This window comes from Streptomyces sp. Z423-1, assembly GCF_013009255.1.
GTDB classification, from domain to species: Bacteria; Actinomycetota; Actinomycetes; order Streptomycetales; family Streptomycetaceae; genus Streptomyces; species Streptomyces gossypiisoli.
Genome location: NZ_CP053109.1, coordinates 5,162,482 through 5,181,750, shown reverse-complemented (window position 1 = coordinate 5,181,750; position 19,269 = coordinate 5,162,482). Strand labels below are relative to the sequence as shown.

The window sequence follows — 19,269 nt, the reverse complement described above, 5'->3', positions numbered from 1 at the left end:
TTGCAGCCATACGCTCGCGGCAGAACACACCGGCGCATATGCCACAGGCATATTGCTCGCCACTCCGCTCCCCCGAAGGAACCCATGGTCAGCTCGTCCCACGAGGCGATGCACCGCATCTTCCAGGACCACCCGGGACTCTTCTCCCGGGTCTCCGAGACGCTGGGCATCGACTTCGCACCGCCCACATCCGTCACCGTCCTGCCCAACGACCTCACCGAGATCAGTCCGGTCGAACGCCGTGTGGACACGCTGCTGCGGTTCGACACGGAGGACGACGAGTCGTTCCTCCTCGCGATCGAGTCCCAGAGCGCGAAGGACCCGAACAAGCCCGCCAGCTGGGCTTACTACGCGTCGTACCTGCTCACGAAGTACCGGCTGCAGCCGGTGCTGCTGGTCGTCTGCCAGGACCGCGCCACCGCGGAATGGGCCGCGCGCCCGGTCCGCTTCGGCCCCCGCCAGTGGCCCCTACTCACGCTGTGTCCGCTGGTCGCGGGACCGCACAACATGCCGGTGATCACCGACACGGCCGAGGTCCGCAAGGACCTCGCACTCGCCACGCTGTCCGCCATCACCCACGCCAAGGATCCGGACATCGGGGCCATACTGAAGGCAATGACGACCGTCCTGCGGGACACCCCCCACACCATCGCCGACCCGATCATCGAACTCATCGCCCGCGGCCTGGGCAAGCACCCGGCCGCAGAATTGTGGAGGAACCTGGTGGCCGTGGATCTCTCCTTCTACAAGTCATCCCTCTCGCAGGAACTCCGGGACGAGGGCCGGGCTGAGGGCCGAGCCGAAGGCGAAACGCGACGCGCCGCCGAAGACATCCTCGACGTCTTCGATGCCCGCGGCATCGACGTCCCCGACGCAGTGCGCACCCGCATCACCGACTGCACCGACCCCGAAACCCTGCGCCACTGGCTCCGGCGCGCCGTCACCGCACCCTCCGCCGACGCGATCTTCGCGGACGAGCAGCCCTGACATCCCCGCTGGCGCGCGCCCCGAGCCGACTCGGGGCGCCCCTGCGCAAACACCCAGCCGCAGAAATGTGGAGAACCTGGGCCGTGGATCTCTCCTTCTACAAGTCATCCCTCTCACAGGAACTCCGGGCCGAGGGCGAAACGCGCCGCGCCGCCGAAGACATCCTCGTCGTCTTCGATGCGCGCGGCATCGACGTCCCCGACGACGTTCGCGCACGCATCACCGACTGCACCGACCCCGAAACCCTCCGCCGCTGGCTCCGGCGCGCTGTCACCGCGCCCACCGCCGACGCGATCTTCGTCGATGAGCAGCCCTGACATCGGCCCGAGCCGGCCGCCTGAAGGAAACGCAGGCCGGGAAGCCCAAGAAGCCCTACGAGTGACCCAGCTCCGCCGTTTCCTCGTCGGAGACGTCCGGCACCGACCCCGAATCCCGCCCCGGCCGCAGCGGAAACGGGTCCACCCGTGTCTCGTCGATCACCGGCGGAGCCGGCTGCGGTGGCTTCGGCATGATCGCTGCCTCGGAGTGGCCCCCGCACCCGTACGCCAGTGACACCACCCGGCCGTCGGCCGGTGAGAACTCGTTCGCGCAGACGCCGAAGGCCTGCCCCAGGGACCCCCCGATCGGTACCAGGAAGCCGCACGTCACGCACGCCGCGGGGGCCGCCTGGGCCATCGGCGTCTTCGGGCCGTACGCCTCTTCCCAGCGGTCGGCGGCCACATGCAGCCCGTACCGGGAGAGCACCCGGGCGCGCCGCATGCCCAGTTCCTCCGCGACCGCCGCGATGGAGCCGCGCGTGGGCGCGGTCGGCAGCGCGGCCGGGGGCCCGGCGGTGACCTCGGCGTCCTCGGCCTCGACCAGTTCCGCCATGTCCGCGGAGACCGCGGAGTTCGGCGGCGGCTCCTCCTCGCCGGACCAGCCCGGCTCCAGCCGCAGATCCTCCGCGTCCGTGGGGAGGAGGTCGCCGGGGCCCATGTCGCCGGGCCGCAGACGCTCGCTCCACGGCACCCACTCCGGCGCCAGCAGCGCGTCCGGGCCGGGCAGCAGCACCACCTCGTCCAGCGTCACGATCTTCGCGCGCGACGCCCGCGCCACGGTCACGGCCCAGCGCCAGCCGCGGTACCCGAGTTCCTTGCACTCGAAGAAGTGCGTGACAACGCGGTCCCCCTCGGAGGCCAGACCGGCGTGCTCCCCGACGACGCCGGGCGCGGCGGCCTCCTCGGCCGCGGCGCGGGCTAGATCGACGGCCTCGGCGCACAGGCGGTCGGGGGTGCGGCTTCGCGTTGTCGCTGCGCTCACAGGTATCGCTTCTCTCCTACGCCGTCTCTCAGTGCGCCTGCCGGAAGGCGACGGGGCGGACGGAGCGGACCTGGGGACCGCGTCGACGTCCGCGCCCTGTCGCGCTCGGGCGCACCTGTGTCATCCATTCTGCGGGATGGCCGAGAGGCGCGCGGCCGAGAACGTTCGCCACGGCGCGCTACGCACGCTACCCCTTCACGGCCGCCGGGCCTACACCGACGGCTCATGATCGCCACGAAGCGCGCGTCCATACGCGCCGGAACCGCACTACCGAAGCCCATCTCAGGGCACTATGAACGTCGTGGCAACCGCAAGGTCGCCCCAGGGCACCTCCGGGACGGGTGGGGTCAAGGGGAACAACCGAGGCGGCGGAGAGGGCCGGACAGGCGGCCCGCTCCGCTCGATCGCCCGTGCCCTGCACTTCCCGGTGACCGGCACCGCCCGCGGCATCCGCAAGGCCACGCACGCGCACGGCGCCGGCGAGTCCGGTCTCGGCAAGCTGATCGAACTGCACGGCGTGAACGGCGCCGGCGACGTGATGATCACCATCGCCCTCGCCTCCACCGTCTTCTTCGCCGTCCCCACCGACGAGGCCCGCGGCCGCGTCGCCCTCTACCTCGCGATCACCATGGCGCCGTTCACCCTGCTCGCGCCCGTGATCGGCCCCCTCCTCGACCGCGTCCCGCACGGCCGCCGCGCGGCGATGGCGGGCGCGATGCTGGCCCGGGCGCTGCTCGCGCTGGTGCTGTCCGGCGCGGTGATCAACGGCAGCATCGAGATGTACCCGGCGGCGCTCGGCGTGCTGGTCGCGTCCAAGGCCTACGGGGTCGTACGCAGTGCCGTGGTGCCCCGGCTCCTGCCGCCCCGCTTCTCCCTGGTGAAGGCCAACTCCCGGGTCACCCTCGGCGGTCTGCTCGCCACCGGCGTGGCCGCGCCGATCGGTGCGGGGCTCCAGGCGCTCGGCCCGCGCTGGCCGCTGTACGGCGCCTTCGTGCTCTTCGTCGCCGGTACGTTTCTGTCGTTCTCCCTGCCGCACAAGGTCGACTCGGCCAAGGGCGAGGACACGGCGCTGCTCGCGGCGGACGAGGCGCATCTGCACGGCCCGCACCGCAAGCCGGTCAAGCGCCCGGGCCTGCGCACGGTCGGCATCGCGGTCACGCACGCCCTGGGCGTGAACGCGGCGATCCGCTGCCTGGCCGGGTTCCTGATCTTCTTCCTGGCGTTCCTGCTGCGTGAGCATCCGCTGACCGGGCAGAGCGCGGCGGTGTCGCTGGGCATGGTGGCGGTCGCGGCCGGGGTGGGCAACGCGCTCGGCACGGCGGTCGGGGCGTGGCTGAAGGCGCGGGCGCCGGAGCTGATCATCGTGACCGTCGTCGCGGTCGAGCTGGCGGTCGCGGTGACGGCGGCGCTGTTGTTCAGCGCGTTCCTGGTGGCGTGCCTGGCGGCGGTCGCCGGGTTCGCGCAGGCGCTGGCCAAGCTGTCGCTGGACGCGCTGATCCAGCGGGACGTACCGGAACTGGTGCGCACCTCGGCGTTCGCGCGCTCGGAGACGCTGCTGCAGATGTCCTGGGTGCTGGGCGGCGCGATCGGCATCGCCCTGCCGCTGAACGGCACCCTGGGCATGACGGTGGCCGCCGCCGTCCTGGCCGCCGGCTGGCTGACCACGGTCCGCGGCCTCCTCATCTCCGCCCGCCAGGGCGGCCGCGCCCACCCGCGAGTGGCCTGACCCAGGGCGGCCGCGCCCACCCGCGAGTGGCCTGACCCAGGGCGGCCGCGCCCACCCGCGAATGGCCTGACCCAGGGCGGGCCACACCCGCCCGCGCGCGGGCTGCCCCACGGCGGCCGCACCCGCCCACGAGTGGGCTGCCCCACGGCACGCCCCCGCACCCCACCTGGGCAGGCCACTGGACATGCCCGATAGCCTTCAACCATGACCATGCAATCCGCTGTGCGACGCCGCCGCGCCGTCGCCGCCGCCGGCGCCGTTTCCGCCGGACTGCTCGTCCTGTCGGCCTGCGACAAGCCGACGCCGATGTCGACGATCACCGTCGGCTCCAGCTCGGTCCACTCCGAGGCGACCTGCTACAGCCACGACGCCGCCCTGAAGACCGCTGAGCTGACCGAGTGCCTCAAGGACTCGGACATCAAGTCCATCTCGGTCGATCCCGAAGAAACCGTTCGCTTCGGCGTGGATCCGGGGATCGCGGACAAGGGCTGGACGATCCTGATGAACGGCCAGCCGCTCACCGACGCCAGCAACAAGACCTACCGCACCATCCCGGGCAGCGTGTTCTTCAACGCCCAGTACGGCGCCCAGGGCGACTCCACGCTGGTCTCCATCAGGGAGGGCGAGCAGGAGGTCACCGGTTTGTGGTCCTTCAAGCTGAAGAAGGACGCCTGACCACGTCCGCCGCACGGATCCTCGTAGCCACCGCGGTCCCCGCCGAGCGGGACGCGGTGGCACGGGCGTTCCCGGAGCCCGGCCGGGAGGTGTACGGGCCCGGTGTGGCTCTGCACCGCACCGGTGAGAGCTTCGACCTGCTCGCCGCCGGGGTCGGCCCGGCGGCCGCCGCCGCATCCGTCGCAGCCGCGCTGACCGCCGCCCGGCTCCAGGGGACGCCGTACGGCCTGGTCGTCTCGGCCGGGATCGGCGGCGGGTTCCTTCCCGAGGCCCCCCTCGGCTCGCTGGTCGTCTCCGACCGGATCACCGTCGCCGACCTGGGCGCGGAGACCCCCGACGGGTTCCTGCCGGTGACCGAGCTGGGCTTTGGCAGGGTCACCCACTTTCCGCCCAGGTCACTCGTACGGGGAGCCGCGGCCGCCACCGGGGCCCGCACCGGCACGGTCCTGACCGTCTCCACGGTCACCGGCACCGCCTCCCGGGGCGCCGTCCTGCGCGAGCGCCACCCTCGGGCCCTGGCGGAGGCCATGGAGGGCTTCGCGGTCGCCGAGGCGGCCGACGCGCACGGCGCGGCCTTCCTGGAGATCCGCGCCATCTCCAACCCGGTGGGCCCGCGTGACCGCGCCGCCTGGCGCATCGGCGACGCGCTGACCGCCCTGACGGAGGCCTTCGGGAAGCTCGCACCCGTCCTGGAGAGTTGGACCCCACATGACGACGACCGGTAAGACGCTGCACATCGCGTACTCCCCCTGCCCCAACGACACCTTCGTCTTCGACGCCCTCGCCCACGGCCGCGTCCCCGGCGCGCCCGCACTGGACGTGACGTTCGCGGACATCGACGTCACCAACGGCATGGCCGAGCGCGGCGAGCTGGATGTGCTGAAGGTGTCGTACGCCGTGCTGCCGTACGTCCTCGGCACCTACACCCTGCTGCCGTGCGGCGGCGCGCTGGGCCGGGGCTGCGGGCCGCTGGTGCTGACCCGGGAGCCGGGCACCGACCTGACCGGGCGCACCGTCGCGGTGCCGAGCGAGAGGTCGACGGCGTATCTGCTGTTCCGCCTGTGGGCCGCCGACACGCTGCCCGGCGGGGTCGGCGAGATCGTCGTGATGCCGTTCCACGAGATCATGCCCGCCGTGCGGGACGGGAAGGTCGACGCGGGCCTGGTCATCCACGAGGCGCGCTTCACATACCAGAACTACGGCCTGCACAAGCTCGCCGACATGGGCGAGCACTGGGAGCACACCACCGGACTGCCGATCCCGCTGGGCGCGATCGTCGCCAAGCGGACGCTGGGCGAGCAGACCCTGACGCGGCTCGCCGAGGCCATCCGCGCATCAGTCCACATGGCCTGGGAGGACCCCGAGGCCTCCCGCCCGTACGTCATGGCGCACGCCCAGGAGATGGACCCGGTCGTCGCCGACCAGCACATCGGGCTGTACGTCAACGAGTTCACCGCCGGCCTCGGCGAGGACGGCTACGCGGCCGTCCGCGGTCTGCTCACCCGTGCGGCGGCCGAGGGGCTGGTACCGCCCCTCGGCCCGGATGCGCTGGACTTCCCGTAGCGCACCAATAGCGCAGGTCCCGTAGCGCGGGTCCAGTAGCGCGGGTCTATACGTCGAGCTGGTCGGCGACCGCCCGGAGCAGACCGGCGATCTTCTTGCCGGAGGCCTTGTCGGGGTAGCGGCCCTTTTCGAGCATCGGGGTGATGTTCTCCAGAAGCGTGGTCAGGTCCTGGACGATGGAGGCCAGCTCGTCCGGCTTCTTGCGCTGGGCGGCCGCGACCGACGGGGTCGGGTCCAGGAGGGTGACGGAGAGGGCCTGGTCGCCGCGCTGCCCGGCGACGACCCCGAACTCCACGCGCTGTCCCGGCTTGAGCGTCTCGACTCCGGCGGGGAGAACCGAGGAATGGACGAAGACGTCACCGCCGTCGTCGCGGGAGAGAAAGCCGAAGCCCTTCTCGCTGTTGAACCACTTGACCTTGCCGGTAGGCACGTCTGTCCTCGTCCTCGTACTCGTCGGAAAACTGCTTCTGAAACGGCTCTTGATAGCACTGGGGCGGGTCGTCCGTGACCCGCCGGTACCAAGGCTAATGGTCTTCAGGCCGGTGACAAGACGTCACCCGGTTGTTCCTTCGCGCTGGGAACTACCCTGGTCCGGTGCGTGACAAAACCCAACCGAATTCCGCCGGGCCCGGTGATCGACTGATCCGTGCCGGTGCCGTCGTCTTCATCGTCGGGGCCGTGGCCACTCTGGTCACAGTGGCTCCGCTCTTCCTCGGTATGACGCCTTTTCCCACGTACATGTTCGGTTTGAGCATGCTCATGGGGGTCGGCTTCCTCATCGCCGGAGCGGGGCTGCTCCGGTCGATCGCGGCGGGGCGGCGTCAGGCGCGCGGCGCGTCGAGATAGGCCGAAAGCCACTCCGGGAACTCGCCCAGGCCGGTGAGTACGACGTCCGCGCCCGCCGCCTTCAGCTCCTCGGTGCCGAACGGGCCGGTCGCCACCGTCACCGACAGCGCCTCGGCCGCGCGGGCCCCGCGGATGTCGCCGGTGTGGTCGCCGACGTACACGGCCGCGCCGTGCTCGCGCAGCGCCGCCGCCTTCGCCTCCGCCCACAGGTCGCCGACCACCGCGTCCGGCTCGATGCCGAGGTGGGCGAGGTGCAGCTTGGCGTTGGGCTCGTACTTGGCGGTGACCACGAGCGTGCGCCCACCGGCCGCGCGCACCGCCGCTATCGCCTCGTGCGCGCCGGCCATGGCGGGCGTCGCGGCGATGGCGATCGTCGGGTACATCGCCCGGTAGGCGTCGGCCATCGCGGGGACCTCGTCCGCCGGGAACCAGTGCCGCAGCTCCTCCTCCAGCGGCGGCCCCAGCCGGGTGATCGCGAGATCGGCGTCGATGTACGTCCCCGTCCGCTCGGCCAGCGCCAGGTAGCAGGCGTGGATGCCGGGGCGGGAGTCGATGAGCGTCATGTCGAGATCGAAGCCGACGGTGAGCGGGCGCGAGGTCATGGGGGCCATTGTGCCGAGTGGGGGGAGGGTGCGAGGCGAACGGGTCCGGGGCCCGGACCCCGTGCCCCGGCAGGCAACGTTTGCCCCGTCGCGACGCCCGGCACGCACTGGGGCACTAGCTCTTCTTCTGGGAGCGCCACACCAGGAACAGCGCCGACGCCACGGCCGCGCCCCGCACCACCCAGGGCCAGGTCTCGGCGAGGGCGTCGTTCATGTGGCCGTCGGCGATGGGGGTGCCCCAGCGGCCGTCGAGCCTGCCCCACAGGAAGACGAAACCGGCGGCGACCGCGGCACCGGGCAGGATCAGCACCGCCAGCTTCGTCTCCCACCTGGTCAGACGGCGGGACGCGTACGCGATGAGCCAGCCGACGGCGAGCGGGAGCAGGTTGCCGAGCACGGCACCGGCGACGAGGAGGGCCGCGGCGAGCAGCAGGAGGGGGTTGGTCCAGGTGCCGGGGGACGGCAGGAGCCGGCGGCGCGGGGCGGGCTGGTCGGCACCGGGGTCCGGGGCGGGCTCCGGGGTCTTCTGAGCCGTCGGCTCGGGGTCGGCGTCCTTCTCCTCCTCCGGCGGCCTGAGCAGCTCCGGGATCTCCACGCCGCCGACGAACCCGGGCACGCTGTCGCCGACGCCGAAGGGGCTGCTGTCCACCCGCCACCAGTCGGGCTGGGTGGCGCTGTCCCCGAGTTCGTGCTCGCCCGCGCGGTGCGGCGGGGCGGGGGCGTCGGCGCGCGGGCGCGAGGTCTCCGGCTCGGCGGGCCGGGACAGCGGCACGACCCGGCGCACCCCCTTACCCCTCGGCCGAAGCTCCTTCTCCCGCTGTACGGGCACGGCGGCGGCCGGCGGCGCCACGCCACCGCCACCGTCCCCCGCCGCGGCGACCACCTCGTCCGGGCTGCCCATGCGGGCCAGGATGCGGCGGACGGCGGCGGGGCTGTCGACGACGGCCTTGGCGCGGCGCCGGTCGATCTCGTCGCGCAGCTGGGAGACCAGGCGCATGCGGGTGGCGGAGGGCAGCTGCCGCTGCTGAGCCACGTCACCGACGCGGCTCAGATACTCGTAGACGACCTTGTCGCTCTCGATCCCCACGCTGTCCCCTCCGGGGCGGGTGTGCCGGGTTCCCGTGCCACGACGTTAGCGCAGGGTGATCCGGCGGTTCGCCGTCCTGCCCAGCCTGTCGGCGCCGGGCCCCGCCCGGCATGTGGATGCTCCGCGCACCCCGGCGCCGACCCGCTACCGTTGACCGGATGAGCACCGAGGAGAAGCCGGCGGCCCCGCGGTCCCTCGCGGAGGCGCTTCGCGCGCGGGACGACGCCTCGCTGGCCGCGCTCCTGCGCAGCCGGCCCGATCTCATCACGCCCGTCCCCACCGACCTCACCCAGCTCGCGACCCGCGCCGGCACCCGCGCCTCGGTGGTCCGCGCCCTGGAGCGGCTGGACCGCTTCGCCCTGCAGACGGCCGAGGCACTGGCCGTGGCGGCCGATCCGGCGACGTACGAGGAACTGCTCGGGCTCATGGCCGGCGACGACGGCGACCCCCTCGTCGCCGCCGCTCTGCCGCGCGGCCTCGGCACGCTGCGCGAGCAGGCCCTCGTCTGGGGCGCCGACGACCGGCTGCGCCTGGTGCGCACCGCCCGTGAGCTGCTCGCCCCGACCCCGCAGCATCCGTCGCCGACCGGGCTGGGCCCGAGCGTCCAGGAGGCGACGGCGGGCATGTCGCCGGGCCGGATCCAGGAGCTCGTCACGGTCGTCGGGCTGCCCTCCACGCACGACTCCGTCTCCGCGACGGCCGCGCTCACCGCGCTGTTCACCGACCGCAAGCGGATGTCCGCGCTGCTCGACGAGGCCCCGGCCGAGTCGGTGGAGGTGCTGGAGCGGCTGGTGTGGGGGCCGCCGTACGGGCAGGTCACCGCCGACCCGGCGCCCCGGCTGCGCTGGCTGCTGGACCGCGGGCTGCTGCTGCCGACGGCGCCCGGCACGGTCGTACTCCCCCGCGAGGTGGCCCTGCACCTGCGCGGCGGCCGTGCGCACCGCACGCCGGAGCCGGTGCCGCCGCCCGTGGAGGCGGCGGCCGCGCACCGTCCACAGGTTGTGGACGCCACGGCGGCCGGGCAGGCGTACACCGCGCTGGCGACCGTCGAGGAGCTGCTGAAGGACTGGGACGAGGGCGGCCCGGCGGTGCTGCGGGCGGGTGGGCTGAGCGTCCGCGACCTGAAGCGGACCGCCGTCGCGCTCGACGTGTCCGAGCCGGTCGCCGCCTTCTGGGTCGAGCTGGCCTACGCGGCGGGCCTGGTCGCCTCCGACGGGGAGGCCGACGAGCGGTACGCGGCGACCCCGGCCTACGACGAGTGGCTGGAGCAGCCCGCCGCCCAGCGCTGGGCCCGGCTGGCGGAGGCATGGTTGACGGCGACCCGGACGGCCGGGCTGGTGGGCGGCCGGGACGCGAAGGACCGCGCGCTGGCCGCGCTGGGGCCGGGGCTCGACCGGTCGGCGGCTCCGGAGGTACGGCACCGGGTGCTGAGCCTGCTCGCGGAGTTGCCGGAGGGGGCGGCTGCGGCGGGTGAGTCGGTGCTGGCGCGGCTGCGCTGGGAGCGGCCGCTACGGCGGGACCCGCAGCGGGACATCCAGCGGGACACCGCCCCCGAGGCCGATCTGCGGGTCCGGCTCGCCCAGTGGGCGCTGTCCGAGGCCGAGTTGCTCGGGGTGACCGGGCGGGGGGCGCTCTCGGCGCACGGGCGGGCGCTACTGGGGGCGCACGCTCCGGCGCACGCGCCGGTGGAGGATCCCGAGGGCCCCGGAGACAAGCTCCCCGTGCACCATCGCCCCACCCCGCCCCTGGAACCCCTCACCCCCGCCGAGCAGTCCGTCGCCTCCGCCACGGCCGCCCGGCTGCTCGCCCCGCTGCTGCCCGAACCGCTGGACCACGTCCTGCTGCAGGCCGATCTGACGGCGGTGGCGCCGGGCCCGTTGCAGCGGCACCTCGCGGACCTGCTGGGCGTGCTCGCCGACGTGGAGTCCAAGGGCGGGGCGACCGTCTACCGCTTCACGCCCGCCTCCGTACGCCGCGCCCTGGACGCCGGCCGCAGCGCCTCCGACCTGCACGCCTTCCTCGCCAAGCACTCCCGTACGCCGGTTCCGCAGCCGCTGGCGTACCTGATCGACGACGTGGCCCGCAGGCACGGGCACCTCCGGGTGGGCGCGGCCTCGGCGTATGTGCGCTGCGACGACGACGCGCTGCTGAACGAGATCCTCGCCGACAAGCGGTCCGCCGGACTGCGGCTGCGCCGCCTCGCGCCGACGGTGCTGGCCGCGCAGGCCGACCCGGCGACCCTGCTGGAGGGGCTACGCACGATGGGCTTCGCGCCCGCCGCCGAGTCCGCCGAGGGCGACGTACTGATCACGCGGGCGCACGCCCACCGCAGCCCGCCGCGCACCCCGCCGGAGCCGGTGCCGGAGGGCCCGCCCGTGCCCGACGCCACGCTCCTCGGGGCCGCGATCCGCGCGATCCGGGCGGGCGACCTGGCCTCGACGGCGCCACGGAAGTCCGCCACGCCCACCGCGACCGGCGGCGGCCTGCCGCGCACCAGCTCCGCGGAGACCCTCGCCACCATGCAGGCCGCCGTCCTGACCGGCCAGGCCCTGTGGATCGGGTACGTCAACGCCGAGGGCGCCGCCAGTCAGCGGGTGATCGCGCCGGTACGGGTGGAGGGCGGCTTCGTGACGGCGTACGACCACACCGCGGACGAGGTCCGCACGTATCCGCTGCACCGGATCACGGGGGTGGCGGAGCTGGCGGACGAGTAGCCCCACCGGGGCCTCACCCGTGCGGGCGAACGCCGGGATTCATGCACGCCACGCCGGGGCCTTCCCACCCATGAGGGAGCTTGCGGCACATCCCGCATCGCTGCGCGGCGAGCCGGGCAGCCACCGGATGTCCTGATCAAGCCCGAGCCGACCTCCGGGGAGTTCGGGCGAGCACGTCCGAAAGGAAAACCCGCATGCGAGCTGCCCGTCGTGTCGCCGCCGTGCTGGCCGTCACCGCCGTGATGCTCGGCGCCCTCACCACCCAGGCCGCCGCCCTTGAGGTCGCCGGGATCATCATCGAGCTCCCGGCCGTCTGACGTCCCCCCGCACACCCGTCGGGCCGGTCCCTGCGTCCCGGGTCCGGCCCGCCCGACGAAACCCTGAGACGAACCACTGAAAGGCCCTGGCGTCCCCATGCGTTCCAAGCTCCCCCAGCGCGCCCACCGCGCCATCGCCGTCTCCGCCGCCGCGGTGGTGACCACGGCCGCCCTCGTCGTCGCGCTCGCGCCCGAGGCCTCGGCGGCGGCCACGCCGCTGCCGCTGCCGATCGCGGGTGCCGGAGGCGAGCCCCTCGTCAACGTCGACGGGCACATCTTCGCTCAGCCACTGGTCAACAACCTCACCCTGCCCACTCTGAAGTAGCCCGGCGCATCCGGTAGCTGTCCCCTTCGAGGCGGACGATCTCGGCGTGATGGGCCAGCCGGTCCACCATCGCCGGGGCGGCCGCACCGCCGAACACCTCGTCCCACCGCTCCAGCGGGCGGTCGCCGGTGACGATCAGCGAGCCGCGCTCGTAGCGGTGCGCGACCAGCCGGAAGAAGAGCTGCGAGGTGTCGGCGTCGAAGGGCAGATAGCCGACCTCGTCGACGATCAGCAGCGGGTAGGAGTCGAGGCGGTGCAGCTCCTCGCCGAGCCGGCCGTCGGCCTGCGCCTTCGCCAGCCGCGCCGCCCACTCACCGGCGGTCGCGAACAGCACCCGGTGACCGGCCTGGCAGGCGCGCACACCGAGGCCGACGGCGAGGTGCGTCTTGCCGGTGCCGGGCGGCCCCACGAACACGACGTTGCGCCGGGCGACCACGAAGTCCAGCTTGCCGAGCCGGGCCACGGCCTCCCGGTCGAAGGACCGCGGGTGCTCGGCGTCGAAGTCCTCCAGCAGCTTGCGGGCGGGGAACCCGGCCGCCCGCAGCCGCGTCTCGGCGCTCGGCGCCTCCTCCCGCTGGGCGGGGATCACGGCCCTCCCGGGCGGAGCGTCCTCGGCGGCGTGCGGCTGCTGGGGCTGGAGGGAGTACTGGTGGGGCTGATGGGTGGACTGGTGGGCCCGCTCGGCCTGCGCCGCCATCGGCCCCGACATGTACGCGAGGATCGCGGCCGAGACGATGAACGCCATGTGGATCACCGTGCCCCACAGCAGTGAGTGCCGTGAGGTGTGGTGCACATCCACGAACATCTGCAGCAGGTGGACGGACGAGATACCGACAATGGCGGTGGCCAGCTTGACCTTCAGCACGTTGGAGTTCACGTGCGACAGCCATTCCGGCTGGTCACGGTGGCCCTGGAGGCCGATGCGGGAGACGAACGTCTCGTAGCCGCCGACGATCACCATGATCAGCAGATTGGCGATCATGACGACGTCGACGAGTTTGAGCACGGCGAGCATGACGTAGTTCTCTGTCGCCTGCCCGGTGATGCAGCGGACGATTAACGACCAGAGTTCGTTGAAGAACTTGTAGACGTACACCCCCTGGGCTGCCACGAGACCGAAGTACAGCGGCGCCTGCAGCCAGCGCGTGGCGAACAGCGCGTAACCGAGGGTGGTGGTCGGCGGGGACGGGGCACGAGTGATGGCCTGCACGCCCTGCATTGTTCGCAGCCACCGCCGTCCAGGTGAAACCACGCCACTCACACGAATGAAAAGACATCCTGTAGGACTCCGAGAAGGATCAGGCACACTGGACGTTTGGCCCCCACCGAGCATCCGGAAAGGCAGCCACGCGTGAACGGACCACTGATCGTCCAGTCGGACAAGACCCTGCTCCTCGAAGTCGATCACGAGCAGGCCGACGAGTGCCGTCGGGCGATCGCGGCGTTCGCCGAGCTGGAGCGGGCGCCCGAGCACATCCACACCTACCGGGTGACGCCGCTCGGCCTGTGGAACGCGCGCGCGGCCGGGCACGACGCCGAGCAGGTCGTGGACGCGCTGGTGACGTACAGCCGCTATCCCGTGCCGCACGCGCTGCTCGTCGACATCGCCGACACGATGGACCGGTACGGCCGTCTGACCCTGAGCAAGCACCCGGCGCACGGGCTGGTGCTGACGACCACCGACCGGCCGGTGCTGGAGGAGGTGCTGCGCTCGAAGCGGATCGCGCCCCTCGTCGGTGCCCGGATCGACCCCGACACCGTCGCCGTGCATCCGTCCGAGCGGGGGCAGATCAAGCAGATGCTGCTGAAGCTGGGCTGGCCGGCCGAGGACCTCGCCGGGTACGTCGACGGCGAGGCGCACCCGATCGAGCTGAACGAGGACGGCTGGGCGCTGCGGCCGTACCAGAAGCAGGCCGTGGAGAACTTCTGGCACGGCGGGTCCGGAGTCGTCGTACTGCCCTGTGGGGCCGGTAAGACGCTGGTCGGTGCCGGGTCCATGGCCCAGGCGAAGTCGACGACCCTGATCCTCGTCACCAACACGGTCTCGGCGCGGCAGTGGAAGCACGAGCTGGTGAAGCGGACCTCGCTGACCGAGGACGAGATCGGCGAGTACAGCGGTACGAGGAAGGAGATCCGGCCGGTCACCATCGCGACGTACCAGGTGCTGACGACGAAGCGGAAGGGTGTCTACCCGCACCTGGAGCTGTTCGACTCCCGGGACTGGGGGCTGATCGTCTACGACGAGGTGCATCTGCTGCCCGCGCCGGTCTTCAAGTTCACCGCGGATCTTCAGGCGCGGCGGCGGCTGGGGCTGACGGCGACGCTGGTGCGGGAGGACGGCCGTGAGTCGGACGTGTTCTCGCTGATCGGGCCGAAGCGGTTCGACGCGCCGTGGAAGGAGATCGAGGCGCAGGGGTACATCGCGCCCGCCGACTGCGTGGAGGTCCGGGTGAACCTGACGGACTCCGAGCGGCTCGCGTACGCGACGGCGGAGCAGGAGGAGAAGTACCGCTTCTGCTCCACGACCGAGACCAAGCGGAAGGTGACGGAGGCGATCGTCCGGCGGTTCGCCGGGCAGCAGATCCTCGTCATCGGGCAGTACATCGACCAGCTCGACGAGCTGGGGGAGCATCTCGGGGCGCCGGTGATCAAGGGCGAGACGTCCAACGCCCAGCGCGAGAAGCTCTTCGACGCCTTCCGGGAGGGCGAGATCAGCGTCCTGGTCGTCTCCAAGGTCGCCAACTTCTCCATCGACCTGCCGGAGGCGACGGTCGCCGTCCAGGTGTCCGGGACCTTCGGCTCGCGTCAGGAGGAGGCGCAGCGGCTGGGGCGCGTGCTGCGCCCGAAGGCGGACGGCCACCAGGCGCACTTCTACTCGGTCGTCGCCCGCGACACGCTCGACCAGGACTTCGCGGCCCACCGCCAGCGGTTCCTGGCGGAGCAGGGGTACGCGTACCGGATCGTGGACGCGGACGAGTTGCTGGCGGGGAGCTGACGCCGTAACACCGTACGCAGGGCCCTCGACGCCAGCACCGCCAGGCCCACGAGGGGATAGGGCGAGGCCAGGGGCTGTTGCCACCACGGGAGGTGGAGGTCCAGGTCGGCCTGGTGGGGGACGAGCCACATGGTGCGGGCCGTGAAGAGGAACGTCACGGTGAGCGCGAGGTGGGTGCGGCCGTCTGCCAGGAGTACGGCGATCAGCGGGACGCACCAGACCCAGTGGTGGGACCAGCTGATCGGTGAGATCAGCAGCGCGGTGACCGCCGTCAGCAGCAGGGCGTGACGGTCGTCCGGCGTGCGGTGGATCAGCCACAGGGCGGTGGCCGCGATCAGGACGGCGGGCGCCACCCAGGCGAGGCCCGGCGCCGGGTCGCCCAGGGCGCGGGCGATCAGGCCCTGGAGCGACTGGTTGTCGATGATCCAGGGCTTGCCCACCCGGTCGGTCTCGTAGAGGCGGCGCAGCCAGAAGTCCGCGCTGGCGGCGGGGAGCGCCAGCGCGCCGAGGGCGACGGTCGCCGCGAAGGCGGTCGTGGCGGTGGCGGCCTCCCGGTGACGGCCGCGCAGCAGCAGGTACGCGATGAAGACGACCGGCGTGAGCTTGATGCCGGCCGCGATGCCGACGGCCACGCCCTTGCCGGGGGCGCCGGGCGGGCGCGTGAGGTCCCAGAGGACCAGGCAGGCGAGGGCGAGGTTGATCTGGCCGTAGAGGAGCGTCTGGAAGACCGGTTCCAGCCAGAGGACGAGGGCGGTGGCCGTGCAGAGGGCCGGGAGGCGCAGGGGGCGGCCGGCGAGTCGGGCCGAGAGGTGGACCAGGCAGGCGGTGAGCAGGGTGTTGGCCGCGAGGAAGCCGGCCTTCAGGACCGCTACGGGGATCCAGGCGGCGGGGGTGAAGACGAGCGCGGCGAAGGGGGGATAGGTGGCGGGGAGCCGCCACTCGGTGACGGTGAAGGCGTAGAGGTCACGGCCGTGCAGGACGGCTGCGCCCTCGGCCCGGTACACCAGGGCGTCGGCCATGGGCGGGTGTTGTACGACGCACAGGGCGGCGAAGGCCGCGACGGAGACGGCGAGGAGGGTCGCGGAAGCTGCCGAGCGTGATCGTCTCGTCACACCGTGACACTAGACGCTCACTTGCGGCGGACGCCCGCCTCCTCGCCGTACTCACCGAGGATGATCACATCGAACGCGGCGCCCGCGAACACCCGGACGGCACGCAGGGCTTCGCCGAGGCGGTGACGGTGGCTGCCGGTGAGGACTGAGGCGCCGGAGGGCCCGGCCGGGGCGGGGGCTGGGGTGAAGGTCGCTGCACTCATGTATCCATGGTGGATTTCGCACCGTAAAGGGGGCATCGGCCTGGGGGCCGAACCTGCCTGGCTCTTGGGTAGCCCTTCAGGGGGAGCCGTGGCCCTGAGGGAGGAGGACTGGGCCCCTAGGGGGTGTAGGGGGCGGGGCGTGGGGCGCGGGGGGGGGCGGGCGTGGGGAGCGCGGGGCGGGGCGAGGGGAGCGCGGGGCGGGGCGAGGGGAGCGCGGGGCGGAGGGAGAGGGCCTGAGGGGTGGGCCGCAGGGGGCCGTGGGGAGCGGGCCTGAGCGGCGAGCCGCGGGCGGCCGTGGGGAGCGGGGCCTGAGCGGCGGACCGCAGGCGGTCGTGGGGAGCGGGCCTGAGCGGCGGACCGCAGGCGGCCATGGCGACCAGCCTGAGGGCGGCGAGTTGGCGGTGGCCACGGGGGGCCGTAGGGCGGGCCTGAGGGGAGCCAGGCCGGTGGGCCGTGGGGGAGGCCAGTGAGGCGGGCCAAGGGGAGGTCGGTGTGGCCGGTGGGGAGATATTCGTTGGCCCGGTCTCTGCCGCTCACCTAGAATCTCCGCTCTTGCCCGCCTCCCTCGGGGAGTGCCGCCGCCCGGACGGAAACCGGGGGCATCCCTCACCGCACCCGTAGCTCTTCGGAGGCACCGCCTTGTCCACGCCCGCCGACGATCCGCTCGCCCGCGAGCGTTCCCACCTCACCGCGTCCCGCGCCGCCCTGCGGGCCATGCGGGCGGACGTCGAGTCGCTCGACATCAGCGACGTCACCGCCAACTGGGTCAACGCCCAGATCCTGGAACGCCAGATCGACGAGCGCATCAAGGCCCTCGCCGACCTCAGCGACACGCCGCTGTTCTTCGGCCGCCTCGACTACCTGCACGCACCCGGCGTCGAGCAGGCCGAGGGCGCGGAAGGCGAGTGCTTCTACATCGGGCGCCGACATGTGCACGACGCGGACGGCGACCCCATGGTCATCGACTGGCGTGCGCCGGTCTCGCAGCCGTTCTACCGGGCGTCCAAGAACGACCCGATGGACATCGCGCTGCGCCGCCGTTTCGGTTACATCGGCGGGGAGTTGACGGCGTACGAGGACGAGCATCTCTCCGACCCGGCCGAGGCGGCGCGGACCAGCAAGCTGCTCCAGCAGGAGATCGAGCGCCCGCGTGTCGGCCCGATGCGGGACATCGTCGCCACGATCCAGCCCGAGCAGGACGAGATCGTCCGCAGCGGGCTCGGCGGCACGGTGTGCGTGCAGGGCGGCCCCGGCACCGGAAAGACCGCGGTCGGCCTGCACCGCGTGGCCTACCTCCTCTACGCCCACCGCGACCGGCTGGCCCGCACGGGCACGCTGGTGATCGGCCCGAACCGCTCCTTCCTGCACTACATCGAACAAGTCCTCCCGGCACTGGGCGAGTTGACGGTCCGGCAGGCCACGGTCGACGACTTGGTGGCGCATGTTGAGGTGCGGGGCACGGACGACGCGGCGGCCGCGCTCGTCAAGGGGGACGCGAGGATGGCGGAGGTCGTCCGCCGGGCGCTGTACGCGCACGTGACCATGCCGACGGAGCCGGTCGTCGTGGTGCGCGGGTCGCGGCGGTGGCGGGTACCGGCGTACGAAGTCGAGGAGATCGTGCGGGAGTTGCTGGACCGGGGCATCCGGTACGGCGCCGCCCGCGAGGCGCTGCCGCAGCGGATCGCGCATGCCGTGCTGGTGCAGATGGAACGGTCGGGCGAGGCGCCGGACGACCGGGTGCAGGACGCGGTGGCACGCAACAGCGCCGTGAAGGCGGCCGTCAAGGCGATCTGGCCGGCCGTGGACCCGGCGAAGCTGGTGCTGCGGCTGCTGACGGACGCGGAGTTTCTCGCCGTACACGCGGAGGGCGTACTGAGCGAGGACGAGCAGAAGACGATCCTGTGGGCGAGACCGGCGCGGTCGGTGAAGTCGGCCAAGTGGTCGGCGGCGGACGCGGTGCTGATCGACGAGGCGCGGGACCTGATCGACCGCACGCCGTCCCTCGGCCATGTCGTCCTCGACGAGGCGCAGGACCTGTCGCCCATGCAGTACCGGGCGGTCGGCCGCCGCTGCACCACCGGCTCCGCAACGGTCCTCGGCGACCTGGCGCAGGGCACCACGCCGTGGGCGACGCGCAATTGGCAGGAGGCGCTCGCCCATCTGGGCAAGGACGACGCGGTGATCGAGGAACTGACGGCGGGTTTCCGCGTCCCGACGGACGTCATCACGTACGCCTCCCGGCTGCTGCCGCACATCGCGCCGGGCCTGACGCCGGTGGCGTCGGTGCGGGAGAACCCCGGTTCGTTCGAGGTACGGCAGGTCGCGGGCGACGCGGACGTGGTGGTGGCCTGCGCCGCATCGCTCACCCACGAGGGCTCGATCGGCCTGATCGCGGCGGACGCCCGGATCCCGGCGCTCGCGGAGGCGCTCACGTCGGCCGGGATCGGCTACCTGGCCCCCGGCGAGGAGACGTCGTACGACACCCGCCTGACGCTGGTCCCGGCCTCGCTGGCCAAGGGCCTGGAGTACGACTACGTGGTGCTGGACGAGCCGCAGGCGATCGTCGACGCCGAGCCGGACGAACAGACTGGCCTGCGGCGCCTATACGTGGGGCTGACCCGAGCTGTCTCGGGGCTGATCGTCACGCACATGGCGCCGCTGCCGCCACAACTCACCCAGGACGGCGGTCCCGGCCGCCCGTAGGGCGTGCTTTTTTCGGGATTCAACGAATTGCCGCAGACTACCCCAAAAGACCCCCACTGAGTACGTTGGTCACAGGGCACGACCGAGCGAGGTCGAGGACGATGGACGAACTCGC

At 72.7% G+C, this 19,269-nt stretch carries 18 protein-coding genes and 1 pseudogene; 12 read left to right on the top strand and 7 right to left on the bottom strand.

The features are described from left to right. Positions 1-84: 84 nt before the first annotated feature. Both HJD23_RS23255 and HJD23_RS23250 read left to right on the top strand, forming a co-directional pair. Positions 85-987, top strand: a complete 903-nt coding sequence (locus tag HJD23_RS23255; protein ID WP_171110781.1) for a hypothetical protein — start codon at positions 85-87, stop codon at positions 985-987. 83 nt (positions 988-1,070) lie between these two features. Continuing rightward, a complete protein-coding gene (locus HJD23_RS23250) occupies positions 1,071-1,304 on the top strand; it encodes a hypothetical protein (protein ID WP_240980792.1) in 234 nt (77 codons plus the stop codon). A gap of 55 nt (positions 1,305-1,359) precedes the next feature. On the opposite strand, the gene HJD23_RS23245 is transcribed toward HJD23_RS23250, so the two are convergent. Further along, entirely contained in the window at positions 1,360-2,286 is a 927-nt protein-coding gene (locus HJD23_RS23245; RefSeq protein WP_171110776.1) for a DUF3027 domain-containing protein, read from the bottom strand. A gap of 301 nt (positions 2,287-2,587) precedes the next feature. On the opposite strand from HJD23_RS23245, the gene HJD23_RS23240 reads away from it, so the two are divergent. The 4 genes from HJD23_RS23240 to HJD23_RS23225 all read left to right on the top strand — a co-directional run bounded on the left by HJD23_RS23240 (position 2,588) and on the right by HJD23_RS23225 (position 6,250). Next, the gene (locus HJD23_RS23240) at positions 2,588-4,012 is read left to right on the top strand and encodes an MFS transporter (protein ID WP_171110774.1); all 1,425 of its coding nucleotides are present in this window, start codon (positions 2,588-2,590) and stop codon (positions 4,010-4,012) included. A 204-nt stretch (positions 4,013-4,216) separates the two neighbouring features. Further along, positions 4,217-4,687 carry a DUF2771 domain-containing protein gene (locus HJD23_RS23235; RefSeq protein WP_171110772.1) on the top strand — a complete coding sequence of 157 codons (471 nt, stop codon included), beginning with the start codon at positions 4,217-4,219 and terminating at the stop codon, positions 4,685-4,687. Beyond that, positions 4,657-5,412 carry a futalosine hydrolase gene (locus tag HJD23_RS23230; RefSeq protein WP_171134071.1) on the top strand — a complete coding sequence of 252 codons (756 nt, stop codon included), beginning with the start codon at positions 4,657-4,659 and terminating at the stop codon, positions 5,410-5,412. Before HJD23_RS23235 ends, HJD23_RS23230 begins: the two co-directional genes overlap by 31 nt. Continuing rightward, on the top strand, positions 5,396-6,250 hold the full coding sequence (locus HJD23_RS23225) for a 1,4-dihydroxy-6-naphthoate synthase (RefSeq protein ID WP_171110770.1): 855 nt from the start codon (positions 5,396-5,398) through the stop codon (positions 6,248-6,250). Before HJD23_RS23230 ends, HJD23_RS23225 begins: the two co-directional genes overlap by 17 nt. 46 nt (positions 6,251-6,296) lie before the next feature. On the opposite strand, the gene HJD23_RS44760 is transcribed toward HJD23_RS23225, so the two are convergent. Continuing rightward, the gene (locus HJD23_RS44760; RefSeq protein ID WP_129798464.1) at positions 6,297-6,680 is read right to left on the bottom strand and encodes a cold-shock protein; all 384 of its coding nucleotides are present in this window, start codon (positions 6,678-6,680) and stop codon (positions 6,297-6,299) included. Positions 6,681-6,844: 164 nt separating this feature from the next. Here HJD23_RS44760 and HJD23_RS44030 point away from each other — a divergent pair, with 164 nt between their 5' ends. After that, the gene (locus tag HJD23_RS44030; RefSeq protein ID WP_221750300.1) at positions 6,845-7,096 is read left to right on the top strand and encodes a hypothetical protein; all 252 of its coding nucleotides are present in this window, start codon (positions 6,845-6,847) and stop codon (positions 7,094-7,096) included. Here HJD23_RS44030 and HJD23_RS23215 read toward each other — a convergent pair. Together HJD23_RS23215 and HJD23_RS23210 are read right to left on the bottom strand one after the other, a co-directional pair. Next, positions 7,072-7,698 (bottom strand): haloacid dehalogenase-like hydrolase, encoded by a 627-nt coding sequence (locus HJD23_RS23215; protein ID WP_232107690.1) that lies wholly within the window; start codon positions 7,696-7,698, stop codon positions 7,072-7,074. The genes HJD23_RS44030 and HJD23_RS23215 overlap by 25 nt on opposite strands. Before the next feature lie 115 nt (positions 7,699-7,813). Further along, positions 7,814-8,785, bottom strand: coding sequence for a hypothetical protein (locus HJD23_RS23210; RefSeq protein ID WP_171110766.1), 972 nt, complete (start codon positions 8,783-8,785; stop codon positions 7,814-7,816). 158 nt (positions 8,786-8,943) lie between these two features. Between HJD23_RS23210 and HJD23_RS23205 the strand changes: the two genes are divergently transcribed. From HJD23_RS23205 to HJD23_RS23200, 3 genes are all read left to right on the top strand, one after another. Further along, on the top strand, positions 8,944-11,499 hold the full coding sequence (locus tag HJD23_RS23205; protein ID WP_171110764.1) for a helicase C-terminal domain-containing protein: 2,556 nt from the start codon (positions 8,944-8,946) through the stop codon (positions 11,497-11,499). 194 nt (positions 11,500-11,693) lie between these two features. Beyond that, positions 11,694-11,816, top strand: coding sequence for a hypothetical protein (locus HJD23_RS44755; protein WP_260462746.1), 123 nt, complete (start codon positions 11,694-11,696; stop codon positions 11,814-11,816). A gap of 97 nt (positions 11,817-11,913) precedes the next feature. Then, positions 11,914-12,141 (top strand): hypothetical protein, encoded by a 228-nt coding sequence (locus HJD23_RS23200; RefSeq protein WP_171110762.1) that lies wholly within the window; start codon positions 11,914-11,916, stop codon positions 12,139-12,141. On the opposite strand, the gene istB is transcribed toward HJD23_RS23200, so the two are convergent. Further along, positions 12,119-13,360, bottom strand: a complete 1,242-nt coding sequence (gene istB / locus HJD23_RS23195) for an IS21-like element helper ATPase IstB (RefSeq protein ID WP_171110761.1) — start codon at positions 13,358-13,360, stop codon at positions 12,119-12,121. The genes HJD23_RS23200 and istB overlap by 23 nt on opposite strands. Before the next feature lie 132 nt (positions 13,361-13,492). On the opposite strand from istB, the gene HJD23_RS23190 reads away from it, so the two are divergent. Continuing rightward, positions 13,493-15,136 carry a DNA repair helicase XPB gene (locus HJD23_RS23190; RefSeq protein WP_171110759.1) on the top strand — a complete coding sequence of 548 codons (1,644 nt, stop codon included), beginning with the start codon at positions 13,493-13,495 and terminating at the stop codon, positions 15,134-15,136. Positions 15,137-15,156: 20 nt separating this feature from the next. Here HJD23_RS23190 and HJD23_RS23185 read toward each other — a convergent pair. Both HJD23_RS23185 and HJD23_RS23180 read right to left on the bottom strand, forming a co-directional pair. Beyond that, a pseudogene (locus HJD23_RS23185) lies at positions 15,157-16,248 on the bottom strand (glycosyltransferase 87 family protein); the annotation flags it as partial. A gap of 17 nt (positions 16,249-16,265) precedes the next feature. After that, positions 16,266-16,451: a hypothetical protein gene (locus tag HJD23_RS23180; protein WP_171111818.1), complete on the bottom strand. Its 186-nt coding sequence runs from the start codon at positions 16,449-16,451 to the stop codon at positions 16,266-16,268. Positions 16,452-17,090: 639 nt separating this feature from the next. Here HJD23_RS23180 and HJD23_RS23175 point away from each other — a divergent pair. Next, positions 17,091-19,154: an ATP-binding domain-containing protein gene (locus tag HJD23_RS23175; protein WP_171107108.1), complete on the top strand. Its 2,064-nt coding sequence runs from the start codon at positions 17,091-17,093 to the stop codon at positions 19,152-19,154. The last annotated feature ends 115 nt before the right edge of the window (positions 19,155-19,269 follow it).